The sequence below is a fragment of the Mesorhizobium sp. WSM2240 genome, from assembly GCF_040438645.1.
GTDB lineage: Bacteria > Pseudomonadota > Alphaproteobacteria > Rhizobiales > Rhizobiaceae > Allomesorhizobium.
The window spans coordinates 3,706,990-3,726,117 of the sequence record NZ_CP159253.1 but is presented as its reverse complement, the minus strand read 5'-3'; the positions used below and the strand labels follow the sequence as shown (position 1 = coordinate 3,726,117).

The window sequence follows — 19,128 nt, the reverse complement described above, 5'->3', positions numbered from 1 at the left end:
TTCACCGCATCACGAACGGATCGGGGATCGGCTCGTCCGATGTCCGTATCCAGACCGATTTTGACCGCGTGTAGTCGCGGATCGCGTCCAGTCCGCCCTCGCGGCCCAGTCCCGACAATCCGTAGCCGCCGAACGGAACCAGCGGCGACACGGCGCGATAGGTATTGACCCAGACGACGCCGGCACGGATGCCGCGCGCCATCCGGTGCGCCTTGGTGAGATTGGTGGTGAAGACGCCGGACGCGAGGCCGAACGGCGTGTCATTGGCGAGCGCCAGCGCTTCCGCCTCTCTGTCGAACGCGAGAACGCTCAGGACCGGGCCGAAAAGCTCTTCGCGCACGCAAGGCAGGTCGGCGTCAGCGGTCTCAATGATCGTCGGCGCATAGTAGTAGCCGCTTGCGAGACTATCTGGTCTCGCTCCACCGGTGACCAGCCGGCCGCCTCGTGCGAGGCTCTCGGCGACGATCTTTTCGATCCATTCGCGCTGCTTCAATGTTGCCAGCGGTCCCATTTCAGAGGCTGTATCCTGCGGATCGCCGATCTTGATGGCCTCGGCTTTCTGCTTCAGCCGCCGGAGAAACTCATCTTTCACCGAGTGCTCGACCAGGAGCCGCGAACCGGCGACGCAGCTCTGGCCGGTCGCGGCGAATATGCCGGCCACAACTGCATTGGCGGCGCTGTCCAGATCGGCGTCGGCAAACACCACGACCGGGCTCTTGCCACCGAGTTCCAGGGTCGTGTAGGCAAGGTTCTCCGCCGTGTTCTTCACAATGGCGCGGGCCGTGGCCGGGCCGCCTGTGAAGGCCACGCGCGAGACGAGCGGATGGCCTGTCAGGCGCCGGCCGCAATCGTGCCCGAACCCGGTCAGGATGTTGACGGTTCCGGCGGGAAATCCCGCTTCGTGAACAAGTTCGGCAAAGGCTAAAAGCGGCGCCGGCCCTTCTTCCGAAGCTTTCAGGACGACCGTGCAGCCGGCCGCGAGCGCCGGGCCCAGCTTTACGGCCGACAGAAAGAGTTGGGAATTCCAGGGGACGACCGCTGCGACCACACCGATCGGTTCGCGGCGAATGGTGACGTCCATGTCCGCCTTGTCGATTGGAACATGCACCCCTTCGTGCTTGTCGGCCAGTCCGCCATAGTAGCGGTAGTAGTCGCCGACATAGGCGATCTGCGCCCGCGTCTCACGAATGATCTTGCCGGTGTCGCGTGTTTCCAACTCGGCTAGGCGGTCGGCATTGGCAACGATGAGGTCGCCGAGACGCACGAGCAGCTTGCCGCGCGCCGTCGCCGTCGTCGCTGCCCACGGACCTGACCGCAGGCTTCGGTTAGCCGCTTCGACGGCTCGGTCGACATCCGCTTCAGTCGCCGCCGGCATTGTCGCCCATGGCGCGCCGGTCGAGGGATCGACACTGTCGAACGTCGATGACGGCTCGGCGAACTGACCATCTATGTAATTCTTGAAGGCGATACTCATCATGGTCTCGCTTGCGACCCCTGAAAGGCCGGCATCACCTTGTCGATGAAGAGCTTCAGCGACTTCTTCTTACGCTCGTGCGAAAGCCCGCTGTCGATCCAGATCGAATACTGGTCGTAGCCGAGCGTCTCGTAAGCCTTTAGCCGGGTAATCACCTCGTCAGGCTCGCCGATCACCAGGTTCTGTCTGATCTTGTCCGGCGCATATTGCGGCATGGCCGCGATCTCGTCGTCTGTAAGCGTTTCGAGGATGCCCTGGCGCACGGGCTTCTTGTTCTGGAACCACGCTCCGAACTGGCAGTAGAATTGCGACAGCTCATTTGTCAGCTGTTCGGTTTCGGCCGCATCTTCCGCCACGAAAGTGTGCATCAGAAGCATGATCTCCGGGCGCTTCATGTCCGGGTGGGCGTCGCATGCCGCGTTGAAGCGCTCCATCAGGCCGGCGACTTCGGCGTCACCTGAGGCAAGCGGCGTCACCTGGACATTGCAGCCGCTGGAAACGGCAAAGGCGTGCGAATTGGGGTCGCGCGCGGCGACCCAGATCGGCGGATGAGGCTCCTGAACCGGCTTCGGCGATGAGGTGGTTGGAGGAAACGACCAGAATTCTCCGGACAGCTCGAAATCGCCCTGCCACAAGCCTTTGATCGCCGGGATCATCTGGCGCATGCGCTGACCCGCGCCCCAGGCATCGAGCCCCGGAAAAAGCCGCTGATATTCGTAGCTGTAAGCGCCGCGTGCAATGCCGATGTCGAGCCGGCCGTCCGTGATTACGTCGGTCATCGCCGCTTCGCCGGCGAGTTTGATCGGATGCCAGAACGGCGCGACGATCGTTCCAGTGCCGAGACGAATGCGCGTGGTCTTGGCGCCAAGATTGGCGATGTTGATGAACGGGTTCGGCGATATGGTGAACTCCATGCCGTGATGTTCGCCGATCCAGGCCGTTTCGAAACCGGCCTCTTCCGCCATCAAGACGAGTTCCTCCAGTTCCCTGAGCAACTCGACATGCGGCTTTGCCGTATTCGAGCGTTCCATATGAACGAAAAGTGAGAACTTCATTCTTTCACCTGACACCGGAAGAGGAGGCCGCAGCCGACCTCGGGCTGGCGAGCGGCTGCACTTCGCCTTCGAGATCGCTGCCGACATAGACGCCGAAAGCATCCTCGGTGCGTTCCCGAGCATAGCGGGCAAGCATCGAGCGCACCGCCGGGTCTGCGATGTTCAGCTCGGCAATTTTCTCGATTTCGACAAGGCGGGCTTGCTGGTCGCTCAAAGAGAGCTCATCGAGTGTGCCGCGATAATAAACATGGGTGCGAGAAGGCTGCGCGGTGTCGTCCCAGACCGCGAACAGGAAACCCAGATGAGCCTCGATACCCTTGGCGGCAAAAAAACCCTTGAGGCTTCCGGCGTCGCTTGCCGTGCCCAGCCCGTTGCCGACAGGGAGTTCGTAATGGCCATCGGCCGTTTCGAAGAACAGCACGCGGCCTTCGCCCTCTAGAATGGCGCCGACCTCCATGTTGGGCAGCGCCGTGGCGAGCGCCTCCTGGCTGAGGCCGAGATTGACATAGGCTCCGCGGCAGTAGCCGAGCGGCCGCGATCCGTTGTGGGAGAACTCGCGGACGCGACCGACGAGGATCGAATGGTCGCCTGCGTCGATCATCTGGTCGAGGTCGCAATCGAAGGCGGCGACCGAACCATCGATCACTGGACTGCCCGTCGCGCTCGAGCGCCATTCGACCGCAGCGAACTTGTCGGCGGCCTTCGACGCGAACACGCCGGACGCGGCTTTCTGGCCCTCGCTCAGAACATTGATGGCAAAGTTCTTGGACCTCGCAAACACCGGATGCCCGTGCGCCTTCTTGGCTATGCATACGAGTACGAGCGGCGGATCGAGCGACACCGACGTGAACGAGTTGGCCGTGAAACCCCTGGGCTCACCGTCGGGTCCGATCGTGGTGACGATGGTGACGCCGGTCAGGAAGGACCCGAGCGCCCGTCTGAACTCGGCCGGGTCAAAGGCGGAATCCATATTCGCTTCCTCCGATGCTTTCGCCCCATCGCCGCCTTCGAGAAAATCCGCTATATGCCGCGTCACTTTTTCGGGTGAAACAAGCGCCATCATGTGCCTCTCGCCGGCGAGCACGATGCAGCGGCCAAGCGGCGCCAAACGCGCCATGGCCGCCGACATTGCCGGCGATGAGTTCGCGTCCTCGGATCCGGTCATGAATAGAGCCGGCACCGTCAGTTCCGGCAAGCGGTCGACATGTTCCGCGTCGGCATGGGCGAAAAGCCTGTAGGTACGAGAGTAGCCCTCGGGATTGACACGCTCCAGCGCCTTGCGGGCGCTCATCGCCGCATCGGCCAACTCAGGCGGCACGGGATCGCCGAACCAGCGCGCAATAGTCGCCGCGATACCGGAAGGGTCGCTATGGCTGGTCAGGCCAGCAGCGCGCTCGCGCACCGCCTGGGCGAGCAAAGGTGGCCGTCGGAACACGGCATTGAGGGAGACGATCCGCCGGACGCGTTCCGGCGCGCTCAGCGCCACCTCCTGGGCAACCAGCGCGCCCATCGAATGTCCGACAATCGACACCTTAGCCAGGCCGAGATGATCGATGAGGCTGATGGCTTGGTCAGCATAGTCGGCTAGAACGGCATCTTCGGGCGGCAACCTCGATTCGCCGTGGCCGAGCATGTCGATGGCGATAACGTCGTAGCGGCTTTTCAAAAGCTTGATCTGGGGCTGCCAGATCGTTGCGTTCATGCCGACCCCATGGATCAGCAGCAGAGGTTCGCCAGAACCGGCGCGGATATAGCCGGTAGCGTCGGGCGCCTTGCCGCGAATGGGGGCCGGCATGACAAATCGCTCAGCCATGGAGGTTGCCGACCTCCTTTAGGTCCTGATAGCGGTCGCCGATACGGTGATGCGGCCGGCCGCCGATCGACGCGCCAAGCGCGACGACGAGTTCGTCGGGGCCCGGCGCATCGCCGATCTGGAAATGCACTGTCAGGTAATGGGAGCGACGGCCCTCATCATTCTTGTCCATCAACGGGATCATGATCGGGGTGTTCGGTCCGCCACGCAGATTGGTGAAGGCCAGATAGGTCTTGGCGCCGACCGCGCGGCGGTAGTGATTGCCGAAATGCAGCGTGTGGATCAGCGCCGAAGCATGCTCGATCTCCCCGGCGGTGCCGCAAATCGCGGCCTTGCCGTAACCTTCGATCGCATCGCCTGAACCGGCGACAGCGAGAATTTCACTGGTCAGCATTTCGCCCAGCACGGGGGCGTAGGCCCGAATCTCCGGCGATAGATCTTCGGTGAAGCCGCGCCCGGCCCATGGATTATCGAGCACCGCCGCAACGCCGATCAGGCGCAGTGGCCGCGGCGCTGCCTTGCCACCCTCGATCAGTGTGTTCTCGACATAGGTGACAATCTTTCGAACGGCGGGCGTCATGGACTTCCTTCAGCCGGCTTTGCGGCGGCTTTGCTTGCATCTGTATGATGGTATACCATATTACAGTCGGACCATGCGCCTTGTCAATCGACTGTCGAATCTGTTTTCTTGGCGCCCACAGAAAGGTTCCCGCATCAATGGACGAAACGCTTCGGATCGACCGCTCAACCAAAACCCTGCGGGCGCTGGCACTGGAGCGCATGCGCGAGGCAATCATGGACTTTCGATTCCAACCTGGCGAACGGCTGATTGAACGGCCGCTTTGCGACCAGCTTGGGGTTAGCCGATCGGTGGTGCGCGAGGTTCTGCGCCAGTTGGAAACCGAGGGCCTCGTCGAGATGATACCGGGACACGGGCCTGCCGTGGCGCGACCGGATCTGGACCGCACCGACGAGATTTACGAATTGCGCGCGCTTCTCGAGGGGATCGCAGCCCGCGCCTGCGCCCAGTCCGCGACAGACAGCCAGATCGCCAGTCTCGACCGCGCCTTGGAAGGACTACTCAAGGCGTGGGCGTCGCGCGAGGCGGTCAAGGTGATGCGAGCGACGACGAAATTTTACGAAGAGCTTTTCGAGGTGGCTGGCAAGCAAATTGCTTGGGAAATTGTGCAAGGGCTGAATGTCCGCATCAATCAACTGCGGTCGATGACCATCGCTTCGACGAACCGCCGCGAGCCGGCGATCAACGAGATGACCGCCATCATGAATGCGATCAGGTCTCGTAATCCTGATGAGGCCGAGGCGGCAGCGCGGCATCATGTCGAGCAGGCTTGGCGCATCGCACAACAGTTGCTGCGCGAGAGTTGAGGCCAGATGGCCAACTGTGATGGTCCATTTTGGTTTAGCGAGCGGATTCGAGCTAAGGGGAAATTCCCCGGTTCGCCTGTGATCTCCTGCGCCTGGACTGCGCCCAGAGCGTTCTTCGCTCGCCTGGCAGCCGCAGATGCCGTGCAGGAGATGGCCTATTGCGTGTCATACGTGCGTCTTTGAAGCTTCGTCGATAATCCATGATCGGAAAGCAACGATGCGGAGGTCGTTGGCCATGTTTTCGGGATAGACAAGGAAGTAGGCGAACTCCGGAGCCACCTTGATTCCCAATTGGAACGGGCGCACCAGCCTGCCTTCCGAAAGATCGTTGGCGACCATAGCAAAATCGGCAAGTGCGACCGCATCTCCGTCGATCGCGGCCTGCAGGACATCTGTCGACGTGCCGAAGACGATTGTGCGGCTATCGTCGAAATCGTCGATGCCGGCCGCCGCCATCCACATTCGCCAGTTGGGCCACGTCACACCCCGGCGAGACCATTCGATGTGGGCGAGTGTGTGTTTGAAGAGGTCGCGCGGCTCTTTCAGCGGCGGCCCGGATTTCAGCAGGCGGGGACTGCAGACGGGGATTATGACGTTGTCAAACAGGCGGTCGGCGCAAAGTCTTGGATATTTTCCGGTACCGAAACGGATGGCGATATCGACGTCATCGAGTTCCAGATCCCGCACTTCATAAGAAATATCGAATCTCAACTCGATATTGGGACAGGCTTTCCTGAACCCGTCCACACGCCGCATCAGCCATTTTGCTGCAAATTGCGCGTCGGCCGTGACCTTCAACAGTGAAGAACCGCGCGCCATTTTCTGGGCGCGCGACACCGCGCGTGTCAGTCCCGTGAGCGCCTCGATCGTTGCCACGTGCAAGACCTCGCCGGCCTCCGTCAGTCGCATGGTGCGGCTGGTCCGGTGGAACAGCTCGAAGCCAACCTGATCCTCAAATTCCTTGATCTGATGGCTGATTGCCGCCGGCGTCAGATGCAGCTCATTGGCTGCGCGCGTAAAACTCAGGTGCCGCCCTGCCGCTTCGAACGCCTGCAGGGGCCGCGTGCCAGGAATATGGGGCATCGGTCATCTTCAAATAAACCTATCTGATTCTGTGAAAACTACTCGCTTCTTGCCCAATTTTCAATGGCGTATAATCGATCTCACATTCGAACTTCAAATTGCATTGAAAGGTGAGGATCATGGCCTCTTGCGCCGAATTCGACCAAATCCGCGCTCCGACAAGGCCGGCGGCATCGTTTTTCACCAGGCTCGTGGACTTTTTCCATATCCGCGAGCGCCGGCGCCTGGCTCTCAAGGATCTGCAGCGCCTCGACGATCGTGAATTGCGCGATATCGGCATCAAACGCCACGACATCACAGCGATCGTCGACCGCGAAATCAGCAGGTTGCGCCTGGATGAATTCCGCTCGCGCCTGTGAGCGGCAGTTGCCTTAGGGCATCGCTGTGAAAGCTTCGGCAAGAATCAAAAGCCAATTAGACAGTTTGGAGCAGGGCGACCTCGACTTGGCCGTTCTCAATCCGCTGGATGGATTGGGAGCGGCGTTTCGTGTACATGATCTCTACAGCGAGCGCTACGTCGTGGTGTTTCCTCCGGATCACCGGCTTGCTGGACTCAATGCGATCCGGCTGGATCAACTCTCTGAACAACCCTACGTTGATCGTCTGTCCTGCGAAATGCGGGACATGGTGATAAGTGTCTGCCGAGAAAAGAACATCAGCCTTTATGCTCGCTTTCGCTCCGAGCGCGAGGATTGGGTGCAGTCAATGGTTCTGGCGCGGATCGGCTTCGCCTTCATGCCTGAGTACTCCGTGACATCGCCTGAACTTCTGCAGCGTCCGCTAATCGAACCCGCGGTGGCGCGCACTGTGTCCCTGGCCAGCGTTCCGGGCCGGTCCTACAGTCCGGCGACGGCGGCTATGGTCCGGGCCGCGCAGAGCTTCGATTGGCCGGGGTGAAGTTTTATTTCTTGCCGCTTCTTTCTCCTGATTGCTACAGCCAAGGCTGAGCTTCGCATTCCCCGAATCGGAACTCATGACTCGATAAGCCCCTCGTGCTCCCAATTCGCCACCCGGAAGCCGACCTTGGCGTGACGTGGTGTCAAACCGCTGGGTAGGCCCAAGCAAGCCACTATATGGATGCGGAGCCGGCTCACCGCTTCGCACGCGCGAATTTTCGATACCAGCCCGAGCCGGCGATGGTGTTGCGATAAACGCGTTCCCGCTCGCTTGCCTCTTCCATTGTCTCGGCGCGCACCTCGAATTGGATCGCGGCGTCGGCGCGGCGAAACGGGAAGATCTGCACCAGCGGCGTGCCCTTTTCGATGATGTGCACGCCATCGGGGCCGATCGGGAAGAAGGGGAAGTGGATGTGCGCGGCATAGGTGTCGGTGTCCACTATGCCGGCGACTGCCTCGAAAACGCCATTCGGCCGGTTGAGCGGAGGCACGAACAGGCAGCTCCATCCCGGCGGCGTCCGGATCGCCCAGTAATTGTGGAATTTGCACGGCGGCCGCGGCGTGCTGGGATGGCCTGTGATCTGGTGCGGGCTGTGATTGCTGACCATCGTACGGTCGAACTCCCAGCCGAAATCAACGGTTTCCCCACCTTCCTTGATCTCCAGCCGCACCTCCGCGGCTAACGGCAAGATCCAGCCGGTGGACAGCGCGTCCAGAAATGGCATGCAGCGCTTGATTGTGATGCCGTTGTCGCGCGCGCCGACATGCTCCAGATCGATCGGCGCGATCTTGCGGAACCAGTCGGGCAGGGCGGCCTTGGCGGGCCGCGGTTCGGCGATAACGCCCACATCCGACGGTTGGCAGAGGAAAGCGATTTTCGGCGAAATTTTGCTGAAGCGGGCGAGCATTTGTCACCTCGGTTGGGCGGGTGGGCGGCCGCCGATGAATGGTAAGACCGTGACAATGCAGACGGCAAATGTGGGAGTCGCGTCGTCACCGGGAGACGGGGACCGGCTGGCCGGTCCCCAAACGCCGTCAGCGTTGGAACAGCAAATTAATCAGGTTCCGGCCCGACCGGTTTGATCTGGAACCGCGGTTTGAGCGGCCGTCATCCGACTGGTTCGAACTAGAATTGGACGAGCTGTTGGAATTCGAGTTCGACGAGCTGTTGGAGCTCGAATTTGACGAGCTGTTGGAGCTCGAATTTGACGAGCTGTTGGAGCTCGAGTTCGACGAACTGTTCGAGCTGGAATTCGACGAACTGTTGGAACTCGAATTCGACGACCCGTTCGAACTGGAATTCGACGAGCTGTTGCCGGCGAACTGCAGCAACTTTTCCCCCTGAGCCTCAACCGTTCCAGGCAGCGTCTTCGGCGCCACCTGCTTCGCGCCGAGGATGCTCCTGATGCCGCCGGTCTCGACCATATGCGGCTTGACGGCCGCTTGCGCGCCTCCTGATACCGCTGTTCCGGTCGCGGCGGCGATTGCAAAGGCAATCATGCGGCCGATTTTATGAGTGGGTTTCATGATGCTTTCTCCGTTGATCGTCACGCGCTGCAGTCGCTCCTGTGCGACCACTGTGAAATAACGTAGAAATGTGGAAATAATCCCGAAATAAAACGCTTCTATCCAACTTTTAACCTGACTGTCACCACGCTCTTACTTTCAATATGATCTTTTTAGCCGGGAAAATTTCTAAGACAGTTGAACGAGGCCGCCACATACCGGATGCAGTTCTCGGCGTTCAAAATTCGGCCTCAAGCAGATATGACGTAGCCGAAGCCGCGCACGGTCTTGATAAGCGGGTGTTCCTCAGCGCCGTCGATCTTGCGGCGGAGATAGCGTATGTAGACATCGACCACCTTTGTTTCGGGGTCAAAGCTCAGATCCCAGACATTGTTCAGCAGCCGTGTGCGGCTGATGACGGCTCCGGGATGCAGCATCATATAATTTAGAAGCCTGAATTCCTTGGCCGTCAGACTGATCTCGCGCTCGCCGCGCCTAACCTTTTTGGCGACCGGGTCGAGAGTGAGGTCGCCGACCTTCAGCAGCGGATCCGATGTCGCGCCGGGGCCGCGTCGAAGCAAGGCTTCGATTCGAGCGATCAGTTCGTCGAAAGCGAAGGGTTTGGTCAGATAGTCGTCGGCGCCTCCCTTCAGCCCCTCGACCTTGTCCTGCAGGCTGTCCCTCGCCGTGAGCATCAGGACGAGATTCTTGTGCCGCTCGCGCTGCAGCATCCGGCACACTTCGAGACCATCAATTCCGGGAAGCAGACGGTCGAGAACGATCAGCGAATAGGACGCCTCCCGAACCATCGCCAATGCATCCTCGCCATTGCTTGCAAGATCGACCAGGTAACCTTCCGCTTCGAGCCCTCGCTTGATAAAGCCCACGATGCGGTCGTCATCCTCTACCAGCAGAATTCTTGACATTGACACCACCTTTATCCGGGATCCTGTCGCTGGCAGGCGCTTCCCTCTGCTTTTATTCGGCGCTGGTTTTCACACGAGTTTTTCTCGAAGCAATCGCGCCGGCGCCGGCCTTGTCATCCGGAGCTTGGCTTGCGTCGGCGCATGGAATGCGAACCACGACTTCCGTAAAGGACCCGACCTCGCTGGTGAGCGTGATCTCGCCCTGATGCTTCTCGATAAGCCATTTCGCAATCGCGAGGCCGAGACCGCTGCCGGGCTGGCGTGACGTCTTTGGGCTTCGGCCGCGGTAAAATCGCTCGAACACCTTTGGTATTTCCTCGGCCGGAATGCCCAGCCCCTTGTCGCGTATGGTAATCTTGGCATGCCCATCCGAAACGGTCATGCTCAAGTTCACCGGGCGGCCGCGCGGTGAGTATTTTATGGCATTGTCCAGAAGTATGACGAGCGCCTGCTTGAGCTGCTGCGCGTCGGCGGTGACCCAGACCGGATCGGTCCTATAGTCCGCCTTGATCGCAATGGCGTTGGCGCGCGCAAGGATTTCGCCGTCGTGGACCGCATCGGCGACGATGGTCACGAGGTCCGTTCGGCGCGGTTCGAAACGGATCGTATCGGTTTCCGAGCGGGACAGGAAAACCAGATCGTCGACGAGCCGGCTCATCTCCAGGCTTTGTGTGACGATCCGTTCGAGCGCATCGCGGTAAACCGCTTCGGGCTTCGAGCCGTGGCGCAGCGGAATCTCAGCCTCGCCGCGAAGAGCGGTCAGCGGGGTGCGCAGTTCATGACTGATGTCGGCAAGGAACTGCACCCGCAACCGGTCGAGGTCGGTCAGCCGCTGGTTCGCCGCGGCGAGTTCGGCCGTACGGGCGGTGACTTGCCGCTCGAGATCCGCGCGCGCTTCGAGCAGCCGTTCGCGTTGATCCTCCTGATTGGCCGCCATTGCGTTGAAGCGTCGCGCAAGCACGCCGAGTTCATCGCTGCTGTCGTAGCCGATCCGGTGGTCGAGTTCACCCCGCCCGATCGCCTCGGCGCCTTGGGTCAGAAGGCCGATCGGGCGCATCAGTGATCGGACGAGAAGGAAAGCGGCGACAAAGCAGAGGACCACCGCGGCCAGCGCAAGGCCCGCCGTGATCCAGGTCAGGCGCTGCCACAATGCTTCTGCCTGTAGTTCCGCCCGCGCGACCTCTTCCGCTTCATCGCGCCTGGCGGCCTCCAATATGTTTTCGAACTCGGCGTCGAAACGGTTTTCGATATCACGGCGAAAGACGTTGATCGCATCTTCCTGCCGCCCCTGATTGCGTAGATCGATTGCCCTGGCGGTTGCTTTGCTGATTTCTCCGTAGAGGGCGCGCATGCGCGTGATGCGGAAGATTTCGTCGCCGCCGTCCTCCTGTTCGCTGGTGCCTACCAGGAACTCGGCCTCGCCCCTGGTCAGCTTCTCCAGCGCATCAAATCCTGCCTCGAGCTCGGCACGGGCGCTGTCGTAGTCGGGGCGCTCCGGTTCGCCAATCAACAGGAATTCGGCGATCTGCTCGGAATATCGATTGGCGTTCACCGTAAGCGCCGTGACGGCTCCCAACTGGTGGTTGGCCCACTGAACGCGCTCCATGTAATAGGTCGTCGAGCGGATGGTGATGAACACGATGGCGGCCATCATCAAGACCGACGCCACGACGATGAGCTGAAAAAGAAGAATGCGAGACCTGATGCCCATCTGCGTCCATCGGCGTTGAGAACCCAAGGATCGGGCTCACGAAATGCATTATGCGCACGTGGCCGGGGTAGTAGCCGTCGTGCAATCGGCGGCCGGTTCGTCCGGTCTCGACGACTATGGCACGAAGGGTGCACAGTATTCAGGTTAGAAATTGGAAAGAATTGCGCAGCCGATTGCTGCGGCTTCACGGCGTCGCCTTGACCCTGAACAGGACGAAGGTCGTCGGTTCGGCGTCCTTCCTTGTCTTGTCGGTGACGATCAGAAACAAATCATCCGCCAGGCGGGCCATTCCTTCGAAATTGTCGACCAGCATCGCATCGGGCTCGGCTGAAAGCTCGGCAAGCTGGCACTCCCGTTTTGCGGAGCACTTGGCGAAGTCGAGATAGCGCAGCCGCGCCGTCGGTGCGCCGCCTTTTTCCTCGCGGGTCCGCTCCAGGACAAGTAGATTGCCGTCCGGCAACTTCTGGATGGCTTTCAGTCTGCTGTCGGGCTGGGAGGCTGCGAAAGACCAGGTCGTTCCGCTTGCCGCATAGAGCGTGTGACGGCCTTCCGGCTGACCTTTTAGGGGCCGTTCCGGCGCTGTCAGTATCCCGTGACCCTCAATGAACGCGACCGCTTCGAGACGGCTATTCTTCTTGCCGTATTGCGTCTCGTCCGCGAGCGGGGCGGGCAGGGCGGCATTGGCGATCCACTCGCCGCGTGGCGTAAAGCGGGCGATTGAAGGCCCGTCTTCAAACGCGATCAGAAGTTCGCTGTCGGACCGCTGGCCATTGTCGTCGTTGATGGTCGTAAGTCCCTCGGCGTTGGTGACGGGCTTGCCGGAGGTCTCGCTCGCCTCCGTTGTGAGAGGAGTGGAGAAGACGGATTCAATCCCCTCAATGCGCGATCCTTCCAGCCGAACGCGAAAGTGATGAAGGACGCCGCCGTCGGAAACGGCGTAGAGAAGTTGCTCATCCTCGTCCCAGGACAGGCCTGAAAGTTCCTCGATCCTGACGCCGTCAGCGCCCTCGACAGGAATATCCACGCTGTCCAGCGTTTCCAGACTCGGCTGGGCCGAACTGGCCAGCGACGTCGAAACCAGCAGCACCCCAGCCAGCGTGAGACCGCCGAACAGGCGGCTAAATCCTTTTCGTTTGGTCATAAGATCATCATTCCTTTGCGATCTGTCATGCGGCTACCCCAATTTGTCGCCCGGGGTTTTCAGGCATTTGCGGCGCAGGCACGCTCCCGAGCTTGCGGAGAGCCGGAAGGAACTTGTTGTGCCTCGTGCCTTGATTGAGGATGGCGATGCCGGTGCAATATTTCGAGCAGTGCTTGGTAGGATGCTGGTGCATGGCGCGCAGAATGCGGTCGGCTATTCCGTTCCCATTTGCGGACTTTGCTTCAAGGATGAAGTGGTCGTCGTCGATCGCATGCGACGAGCCGGGAGCGAAAAACCGCATTCCGCTGTCGATCGTCATACGCTCGCCGCCTTGCTTCGCCACGAGCGTCATGCGGACATAGCGCATGTCGAGGACCCGCGAGAGCGCGTACGGGAACTCTTGGCGGTACTGGTCGAAATAGACGTCGTGAACGTAGGCGAGCGCGGTCTCGTCGAGAACGCCGAACTTGCCGGCTTTGTAGGGCAGGCGCTTCTTGATCGTGGCGCCGCGCTTGTCCTTGAGCTTCACCTCGACGAAGCAAAGCCCTGCATCGACATATTTCCGGATCCGGACTTTAGCGCGCTGCCGCCTTCCCTGATGGTGATCGAAATAGCTTCGCCGGTCCGCACCGTCGAAATAGCAGGTTTCATAGGTGAAGGACCGGCGGCCCTCGATCTCCAGAATATCGAAATGTCTTGCCAGTTCCGCCGACGCGCGATGCAGTACGCCCGCGCCGACGACATATTTGTTGTCCAACCGCTCCAGCATCTCTGCCTTGGAGTTGAGGCTAGCGAGGCTGATTGGATGGAAAATCCGCTCCAGCCGCGCGTCAGTGTTTGCGATAGAAGACATTGAGCCTCGCCATTTCTGTGATGTAGTCGAGTTGGAGAACCTGATAGGACAGCACCGTGACCCCGAGCCGCTCCGAGAGTTCGGCGCGCATGGATTCGGGGTCTGACAGCAGCGTCAGGTGGATTTTGTCGAGCGTGACCTTGGCCCCGCTGACGGATTGCAGCATCTTCGGATGATCGACCACGTAGGCGCCGACGAGCACGAACAGGACGATCATCGTCGCGAAGGGCAGCGTCGTTCCCTGCACCGATGAAATGACCGCGATGGCGACGCTGCCGAAGAAGTAGGTCATCTCGGTCTTGCTGAGCGGCTCCGAGCGCAGAGTGAAAAGCGCCAGGATGGCGAACAGGCCGAAGCCCGCGGCAACGCTGAAATTCACCGAAGACAGGACGGTGAGCACCGCGAAAACGAAAATGTTGAACAGCGCGGCCGCCGTCACCAACTCCTTGTCTCGGTAGCGCCGGTAGTACATGCCGAAGGTAAGGAGCATCATTCCAACGAGGTTCAGCAGGAACCTGATCGCCTGGGCCGCGAGCGGATCCTGAAGGGCTTGCGTGAAAGAGAGGATCATCGCGTCCTCTCCATCGGCGCGCCTGGTGATGCTGCCGGGGTAAGTAAAACGGGGTACATTTCAGCTCCTGCTTCTCGTGGCGCCATAGGTGGCGCTGAATGGAAAACGGAACGGTCCCGTCTCCATTCCAGTCGGAAAGTCAGAAATTGTGGATACGGCTGGCGTCGCTTGAGCCTTGAAGATCAACGACTTGCTCGAACACATTTCCGAAACGTGACAGTCTGATGACAGCTATATGAAGCTAGCCGGCTAAAGCTTCGTGGGAGTCTGGCTAGATTTCGGATAGCCGCTGATTAGATTCTGGATAGCGTTAGGTTAGAGCTTGGTGAGAACGGTCAGTCGGACTAGCTGGCTGGCTATCCTCCTTGGGACGATTGGAGGCTCAGAATCGGGACCAATTTGCGCGGCGGTAAAGTCGCTGCGTCAAATGCTTCGCCGGGAGGAGAGTTGACCAGAAGCGGACAGTTAAGACAGGCGCGATCAACTTCTCATGTCCTGGCCCGACGGCCCAGGTGGCCAGCGGCCTTAAGAATGCGTCGCCGCCTCGCGAGGCCGCTTGTTTAGAGCCTTAACTGCCCCTGTTGTTGTTGTCATCATCATCGTCTGCGTTGCCGCATCAAGGTTGACCGCGAAGCTCAGCCGCCAATCTTCCTCCGTCAGCGAAAGAAGGTCACGCCGGTTGACGCCGGCATTGTTTGCCAGCACGCCTTCTACTACCTCCCGGCAGGCATCGCGTCGGCCGCATAGCCGCGCTGACTGGCCCGGCTCGCCATGTTGATGATCGCGCCGCCGCCATGCGCCCGCGGCGGTAGCCGCGGTGACGTAACCGGCCCTTGAAGATGATCGGAGGCGTGGGAACGCGATCGGACTCCGCGTGATCGTGCAGCGCGCGGTTCGTCCGGCCGCAACATAGAGCGCGAGGGCGGGCGGCAATTGAAATCCGCCGAGCGCGGTCCAGCAGGTGCATGGGACGGACGTGGCGTCGGCAGGCCGTTCGATCGGGGTCAACTTCACCCCGACCGCTCCGCAGACGAGGACCGGAGTCGGACCGGCTCAGCTACGAGTGCTGAGAACAAGACTTCGGATGCCGGGCTGCAGCTTGCGCGGGCGGCCCTGAAATCCGCGCGCACGGTGGCGCCGGAGGCGCGTTTTGCGTCCTATCGCTTCGAGGTTGAAGACCGCCAGCGCATCGTTGAGATTTCCGGTGTCGATCGGGACACAAGCCGGCGCGTCGAGGTCGATGTCTATCCCGACGGACAGGTGGAGTCTGTCGCGCATGAGGTGCCGCTCAGTTCGGTTCCCAGCGAAGTCCGGGTGCTGGTGGAGGGCGGCATTCCAGGTTTCCGCCCCGTCAGAGCGCTTCGCTCGATTGGTTTCGGCTTTGAGGTCCAATATGAGATCGACGGCTATGCAGCCGGCAACAAGCCCGTGTCGGTCGAAGTGCAGCCAAACGCAGTCGAGATGAAGGTCAGCGTCTGGAACAGCTGATGCGAAGTGCCTGGCGGGCTCAAACCGCCCGTCAGGCACTAACCCAAAATGAGATTGTCCCCTTGGCCATGAGAGCTACTGCGCAGGCGGGCACAGTCACTCTGTTATATCTCCGATAAGAACCGGTGTCTGAAATTGGTTCGTCGGATGGGCTCCTGGCGATCGAGGTGGGGAATGCTGGTTGTGACCTGCGCCGATCGTCTTCGTCATTCGGTCCTGCCGCGCTATTTTCCCGGCGTAGCAAACTGACGGGGCAACGGAGATGCGCATGACGATGAGCCGAAGAACATTCGTTCAGGCCGCCGCCGGGTTTGCATCTGCATCGATCTTGCCACCGAGCGCGATGGGTCAGGCCACCGCACCCCTGGCGCGTTCCATCCCGTCCTCGGGTGAACAGATCCCTTCGATTGGGCTCGGCACGTGGATTACCTTCAATGTTGGCGATGACCCGATGCTCAGGGCCGAATGCGCGGACGTCATGGGCGCATTCTTCCAGGCGGGCGGGCGGGTGATCGACTCCTCGCCCATGTACGGCTCGTCCCAGCCCGTCATCGGCTATGGCCTCGAACGGCTCGGCCGGCCCCGGACATTGTTCTCGGCTGAGAAAGTCTGGACCTCGTCCGCCGCGGACGGGCCCGCGCAGATCGAACGATCGCGCCGCTTCTGGGGCGTCAGGCAGTTCGACCTCATCCAGGTCCACAATCTCGTCGCCTGGGAAGCGCATCTGCAGACCCTGTTCGAGATGAAGGCGTCCGGGCAGGTACGCTATGTCGGCATCACCACTTCGGAGGGCCGCCGGCACGATCTTTTCGAGCAGATAATGCGCACCCAGCCGCTCGACTTCGTGCAACTCACCTACAACATCGTCGACCGCGAGGCGGAGGAGCGGCTCCTGCCTCTCGCGGCAGAGCGCGGGACTGGCGTCATCGTCAATCGGCCTTTTCAGCAAGGCGCACTGACACGACGGCTGGAGCGCGAAAAGCTGCCCGAATGGGCGCACGAAATCGGCGCCGCGAGTTGGGCGCAGCTTATCCTGAAGTTCATCCTCTCGCATCCGGCCGTAACCGTTGCTATCCCCGCTACCACCCGCGTCGATCATGTCCGCGAGAACGTGGCGACCGCATCCGGTATTTTCCCCGACGCCGACATGCGCGAGCGAATGGCGGCCTATGTCCGCGATCTCTGATGTCGGAGTGGTGGACCTATCGGCCCGAAGATTTTCTGCTCTTCTCGCCGCGCGTCTACTGGCGCATGTTCGAACTGCAGAATGAGACGCTGTGGCCGCTGCATCTCGTCACCGTCGCCGCCGGGCTGGTGATCATCCTCGTTCTGCTTCGGCGGCCGAAGCATGGTGGCGGATTGATCGGATTTTTTCTTGCCACGCTCTGGGTCTTCGTCGGCTGGTCCTTCCTGTGGAACCGCTACGCTGCCATCAACTGGGCGATCACCTACGTCATCCCGATCTTTGCCCTGCAGGCTCTCATGCTGGCGATCGCCTCCATCACACGCGGCGGGCTGACCTTCGACCGGCGGGGCGTCGCCGGCTGGGCCGGGCTGCTGCTCGCGACCTGCGGCCTTGTGCTTTATCCGCTTCTCCCACCTCTCACTGAACGACCGTTGCCGAGCGCGGAAGTCTTCGGCATTGCGCCTGATCCCACGGCGATCGTGACGTTGGGATTACTGCTCGCGGCTCGTGGCAGATTGCTTCCGACCCTCCTTCCCATCCCGTTGCTCTGGTGTGTGCTCAGCAGCCTCACGCTCTGGGCTATGGATGACCAACAGGCCTGGTTGCCGCTTCTTGTGGTGGCGATTGTGCTCGTGGCGCTTGGGCTGCAATCCGTGATCCGACACTACGGGCGCGGCGCGTAGCCATACGGGACAAAGCTGCAGAATCTCCGGCCGCCACTATGCAGGGTTTCGCAACCACTTCTGCCGGTTGGCGGTAAAGGTTCTGGACTCGGGCCGAGGCTCCTGCTTTCATGGGTGTGTGTGGAGGGGGGCTGATGGCCAGCAACGGCTTTGCTGAATGGCAGCCGGAAAACCGGCAAGTGCCGTCGGTTTCAGCGCTGTCGTCAGTGCTTCCTGAAAATCCTGAGCAACCGAAATCGAGCGTCACGGCGGTTGGCGGACCGCCAAGCTTGCTTTCCGTGGCGCCAAGAGCTCTCGCAGCTACGGCGGCAGCGACCGGTTCAGCTATTGGCTTATTCCTGCTTTCCCGGGCGATCTTTCAAGCTCCCTTTGACTGGTTGGACCTGACGGAAGCCATTCTGATTCCGATATTGGTCGCGTTTCCAATCGCGGCCTTCATCTTCTATCAGGCCGATCGGCTCGCAATGGCCAAGGTGGCTCTGGCTCAGCAGGCGCGAGACAACGAACGCCAAAAGATGCTGATAAACGAGCTGAACCACCGGGTCAAAAACACGCTGGCGACAGTCACGTCGGTTTGTGCGCAGACCGCGCGGGGGGCCACGGACGTTGAGCTGTTCCTTGAACTTTTCAGGGGACGCCTTGTTGCGTTAGCTGGCGCCCATGACGTCCTTTGTAGGCAAGGGTGGAGCAAAGTCTTGCTTGGCGAGTTGTCGGCGCAAGTTCTTGCGCCGTATGGGGACCGCATTGAAACGCAAGGTGCTGATGTAACGCTGCGCCCATCAGCGGCTTTGTCGCTGTCGATGGTCCTTCATGAACTAGCCACGAATGCAGCGAAACACGGTTCCCTATCAGGGAATGGCATGGTGACCATCAAGTGGACGACGAACGGCAAGTTTGGGCTGGAGTGGATCGAGAGCGGAGGCCCGGCCGTCATCAAGAATCCGGTTCGGATCGGTTTTGGTTCCAAATTGATAAAGCAGGTGGTCGAGCGCGAACTTGGTGGCACTGTCCAGATCGAGTACCGCTCCGAGGGGCTTGTGTGCCGCCTGCTGGTACCCAGCAACAGTATCGATTGAGAAATCAGGAGCTACACACGGTGCATCGTGCGGTACGCGGTGCATCGTTAGACGGTCGGCAGTTCTGGCCCACAAGCTCGCCTACATTCGCCCTCCTGACGGTGCTATTGGCGCCGGTGGAATGGTACCGGAGTCCTCACGGGTGATCCGAAAGGCGAAAGCCGACAGCGGGTCTGTTCAAGTCATGAGGTGCAACCCGGGTCCGATCCAGGCCCGGAAGTATTGCGCTCGGCGAGCTTCAAAATCCGCAACGGCCGCGCGACCGCAATCATCGGCCGGC

The 19,128-nt window shown here is 60.7% G+C and carries 19 protein-coding genes and 1 pseudogene; 8 read left to right on the top strand and 12 right to left on the bottom strand.

From position 1 onward, the window contains the following. Position 1: 1 nt before the first annotated feature. The 4 genes from ABVK50_RS18400 to ABVK50_RS18385 are packed head-to-tail and all read right to left on the bottom strand — an operon-like array spanning position 2 to position 4,922. Positions 2–1,477, bottom strand: a complete 1,476-nt coding sequence (locus ABVK50_RS18400) for an aldehyde dehydrogenase (RefSeq protein WP_353645202.1) — start codon at positions 1,475–1,477, stop codon at positions 2–4. Beyond that, positions 1,474–2,529: an LLM class flavin-dependent oxidoreductase gene (locus ABVK50_RS18395; RefSeq protein ID WP_353645203.1), complete on the bottom strand. Its 1,056-nt coding sequence runs from the start codon at positions 2,527–2,529 to the stop codon at positions 1,474–1,476. Before ABVK50_RS18395 ends, ABVK50_RS18400 begins: the two co-directional genes overlap by 4 nt. Positions 2,530–2,533: 4 nt before the next feature. After that, entirely contained in the window at positions 2,534–4,342 is a 1,809-nt protein-coding gene (locus tag ABVK50_RS18390) for an alpha/beta fold hydrolase (protein WP_353645204.1), read from the bottom strand. Next, positions 4,335–4,922 carry an amino acid synthesis family protein gene (locus tag ABVK50_RS18385; RefSeq protein WP_353645205.1) on the bottom strand — a complete coding sequence of 196 codons (588 nt, stop codon included), beginning with the start codon at positions 4,920–4,922 and terminating at the stop codon, positions 4,335–4,337. The genes ABVK50_RS18390 and ABVK50_RS18385 overlap by 8 nt, the downstream gene beginning before the upstream one ends. A 137-nt stretch (positions 4,923–5,059) precedes the next feature. Between ABVK50_RS18385 and ABVK50_RS18380 the strand changes: the two genes are divergently transcribed. After that, positions 5,060–5,728: a GntR family transcriptional regulator gene (locus ABVK50_RS18380; protein WP_353645206.1), complete on the top strand. Its 669-nt coding sequence runs from the start codon at positions 5,060–5,062 to the stop codon at positions 5,726–5,728. A gap of 165 nt (positions 5,729–5,893) precedes the next feature. Here ABVK50_RS18380 and gcvA read toward each other — a convergent pair whose 3' ends face one another. Continuing rightward, positions 5,894–6,811: a transcriptional regulator GcvA gene (gene gcvA / locus ABVK50_RS18375; protein WP_353645207.1), complete on the bottom strand. Its 918-nt coding sequence runs from the start codon at positions 6,809–6,811 to the stop codon at positions 5,894–5,896. Positions 6,812–6,930: 119 nt separating this feature from the next. Here gcvA and ABVK50_RS18370 point away from each other — a divergent pair, with 119 nt between their 5' ends. Continuing rightward, the gene (locus tag ABVK50_RS18370; RefSeq protein ID WP_353645208.1) at positions 6,931–7,170 is read left to right on the top strand and encodes a DUF1127 domain-containing protein; all 240 of its coding nucleotides are present in this window, start codon (positions 6,931–6,933) and stop codon (positions 7,168–7,170) included. Positions 7,171–7,195: 25 nt separating this feature from the next. Then, positions 7,196–7,708 (top strand): LysR family transcriptional regulator substrate-binding protein, encoded by a 513-nt coding sequence (locus tag ABVK50_RS18365; RefSeq protein WP_353645209.1) that lies wholly within the window; start codon positions 7,196–7,198, stop codon positions 7,706–7,708. Between the two features lie 193 nt (positions 7,709–7,901). On the opposite strand, the gene ABVK50_RS18360 is transcribed toward ABVK50_RS18365, so the two are convergent. Beyond that, positions 7,902–8,615: a DUF6065 family protein gene (locus ABVK50_RS18360; RefSeq protein WP_353645210.1), complete on the bottom strand. Its 714-nt coding sequence runs from the start codon at positions 8,613–8,615 to the stop codon at positions 7,902–7,904. A 68-nt stretch (positions 8,616–8,683) separates the two neighbouring features. Here ABVK50_RS18360 and ABVK50_RS18355 point away from each other — a divergent pair, with 68 nt between their 5' ends. Then, a complete protein-coding gene (locus tag ABVK50_RS18355) occupies positions 8,684–9,052 on the top strand; it encodes a hypothetical protein (RefSeq protein WP_353645211.1) in 369 nt (122 codons plus the stop codon). Positions 9,053–9,464: 412 nt separating this feature from the next. On the opposite strand, the gene ABVK50_RS18350 is transcribed toward ABVK50_RS18355, so the two are convergent. The 6 genes and pseudogenes from ABVK50_RS18350 to ABVK50_RS18325 form a co-directional block, all read right to left on the bottom strand. Further along, entirely contained in the window at positions 9,465–10,139 is a 675-nt protein-coding gene (locus ABVK50_RS18350; protein WP_353645212.1) for a response regulator transcription factor, read from the bottom strand. A gap of 52 nt (positions 10,140–10,191) precedes the next feature. Continuing rightward, the gene (locus ABVK50_RS18345; RefSeq protein WP_353645213.1) at positions 10,192–11,850 is read right to left on the bottom strand and encodes an ATP-binding protein; all 1,659 of its coding nucleotides are present in this window, start codon (positions 11,848–11,850) and stop codon (positions 10,192–10,194) included. Between the two features lie 184 nt (positions 11,851–12,034). After that, positions 12,035–12,991 carry an esterase-like activity of phytase family protein gene (locus tag ABVK50_RS18340; protein ID WP_353645214.1) on the bottom strand — a complete coding sequence of 319 codons (957 nt, stop codon included), beginning with the start codon at positions 12,989–12,991 and terminating at the stop codon, positions 12,035–12,037. 25 nt (positions 12,992–13,016) lie between these two features. Beyond that, complete coding sequence (locus tag ABVK50_RS18335) at positions 13,017–13,844, bottom strand: polyphosphate polymerase domain-containing protein (protein ID WP_353645215.1); 828 nt, start codon at positions 13,842–13,844, stop codon at positions 13,017–13,019. Then, positions 13,822–14,415 (bottom strand): DUF4956 domain-containing protein, encoded by a 594-nt coding sequence (locus ABVK50_RS18330; protein ID WP_353645216.1) that lies wholly within the window; start codon positions 14,413–14,415, stop codon positions 13,822–13,824. Before ABVK50_RS18330 ends, ABVK50_RS18335 begins: the two co-directional genes overlap by 23 nt. Before the next feature lie 719 nt (positions 14,416–15,134). Continuing rightward, positions 15,135–15,218: pseudogene (locus ABVK50_RS18325) on the bottom strand (SDR family NAD(P)-dependent oxidoreductase); the annotation flags it as partial. Positions 15,219–15,348: 130 nt separating this feature from the next. Between ABVK50_RS18325 and ABVK50_RS18320 the strand changes: the two are divergent. The 4 genes from ABVK50_RS18320 to ABVK50_RS18305 all read left to right on the top strand — a co-directional run bounded on the left by ABVK50_RS18320 (position 15,349) and on the right by ABVK50_RS18305 (position 18,848). Then, on the top strand, positions 15,349–15,903 hold the full coding sequence (locus ABVK50_RS18320) for a hypothetical protein (RefSeq protein WP_353645217.1): 555 nt from the start codon (positions 15,349–15,351) through the stop codon (positions 15,901–15,903). A gap of 343 nt (positions 15,904–16,246) precedes the next feature. Continuing rightward, positions 16,247–17,089 carry an aldo/keto reductase gene (locus ABVK50_RS18315; RefSeq protein WP_353645893.1) on the top strand — a complete coding sequence of 281 codons (843 nt, stop codon included), beginning with the start codon at positions 16,247–16,249 and terminating at the stop codon, positions 17,087–17,089. Then, positions 17,089–17,772 carry a DUF6064 family protein gene (locus ABVK50_RS18310; RefSeq protein ID WP_353645218.1) on the top strand — a complete coding sequence of 228 codons (684 nt, stop codon included), beginning with the start codon at positions 17,089–17,091 and terminating at the stop codon, positions 17,770–17,772. The genes ABVK50_RS18315 and ABVK50_RS18310 overlap by 1 nt, the downstream gene beginning before the upstream one ends. A gap of 134 nt (positions 17,773–17,906) precedes the next feature. Next, a complete protein-coding gene (locus ABVK50_RS18305; protein WP_353645219.1) occupies positions 17,907–18,848 on the top strand; it encodes a sensor histidine kinase in 942 nt (313 codons plus the stop codon). The last annotated feature ends 280 nt before the right edge of the window (positions 18,849–19,128 follow it).

Excerpts from the sequence above, each read along its gene's own strand:
- ABVK50_RS18310 (WP_353645218.1), top strand. The coding sequence starts at position 17,089 with ATGTCGGAGTGGTGGACCTATCGGCCCGAAGATTTTCTGCTCTTCTCG.
- ABVK50_RS18335 (WP_353645215.1), bottom strand. The coding sequence starts at position 13,844 with ATGTCTTCTATCGCAAACACTGACGCGCGGCTGGAGCGGATTTTCCAT.
- ABVK50_RS18360 (WP_353645210.1), bottom strand. The coding sequence starts at position 8,615 with ATGCTCGCCCGCTTCAGCAAAATTTCGCCGAAAATCGCTTTCCTCTGC.
- ABVK50_RS18345 (WP_353645213.1), bottom strand. The coding sequence starts at position 11,850 with ATGGGCATCAGGTCTCGCATTCTTCTTTTTCAGCTCATCGTCGTGGCG.
- gcvA (WP_353645207.1), bottom strand. The coding sequence starts at position 6,811 with ATGCCCCATATTCCTGGCACGCGGCCCCTGCAGGCGTTCGAAGCGGCA.
- ABVK50_RS18395 (WP_353645203.1), bottom strand. The coding sequence starts at position 2,529 with ATGAAGTTCTCACTTTTCGTTCATATGGAACGCTCGAATACGGCAAAG.
- ABVK50_RS18330 (WP_353645216.1), bottom strand. The coding sequence starts at position 14,415 with ATGATCCTCTCTTTCACGCAAGCCCTTCAGGATCCGCTCGCGGCCCAG.
- ABVK50_RS18315 (WP_353645893.1), top strand. The coding sequence starts at position 16,247 with ATGGGTCAGGCCACCGCACCCCTGGCGCGTTCCATCCCGTCCTCGGGT.
- ABVK50_RS18400 (WP_353645202.1), bottom strand. The coding sequence starts at position 1,477 with ATGATGAGTATCGCCTTCAAGAATTACATAGATGGTCAGTTCGCCGAG.
- ABVK50_RS18350 (WP_353645212.1), bottom strand. The coding sequence starts at position 10,139 with ATGTCAAGAATTCTGCTGGTAGAGGATGACGACCGCATCGTGGGCTTT.
- ABVK50_RS18370 (WP_353645208.1), top strand. The coding sequence starts at position 6,931 with ATGGCCTCTTGCGCCGAATTCGACCAAATCCGCGCTCCGACAAGGCCG.
- ABVK50_RS18355 (WP_353645211.1), top strand. The coding sequence starts at position 8,684 with ATGTGGGAGTCGCGTCGTCACCGGGAGACGGGGACCGGCTGGCCGGTC.
- ABVK50_RS18390 (WP_353645204.1), bottom strand. The coding sequence starts at position 4,342 with ATGGCTGAGCGATTTGTCATGCCGGCCCCCATTCGCGGCAAGGCGCCC.
- ABVK50_RS18305 (WP_353645219.1), top strand. The coding sequence starts at position 17,907 with ATGGCCAGCAACGGCTTTGCTGAATGGCAGCCGGAAAACCGGCAAGTG.
- ABVK50_RS18340 (WP_353645214.1), bottom strand. The coding sequence starts at position 12,991 with ATGACCAAACGAAAAGGATTTAGCCGCCTGTTCGGCGGTCTCACGCTG.
- ABVK50_RS18380 (WP_353645206.1), top strand. The coding sequence starts at position 5,060 with ATGGACGAAACGCTTCGGATCGACCGCTCAACCAAAACCCTGCGGGCG.
- ABVK50_RS18385 (WP_353645205.1), bottom strand. The coding sequence starts at position 4,922 with ATGACGCCCGCCGTTCGAAAGATTGTCACCTATGTCGAGAACACACTG.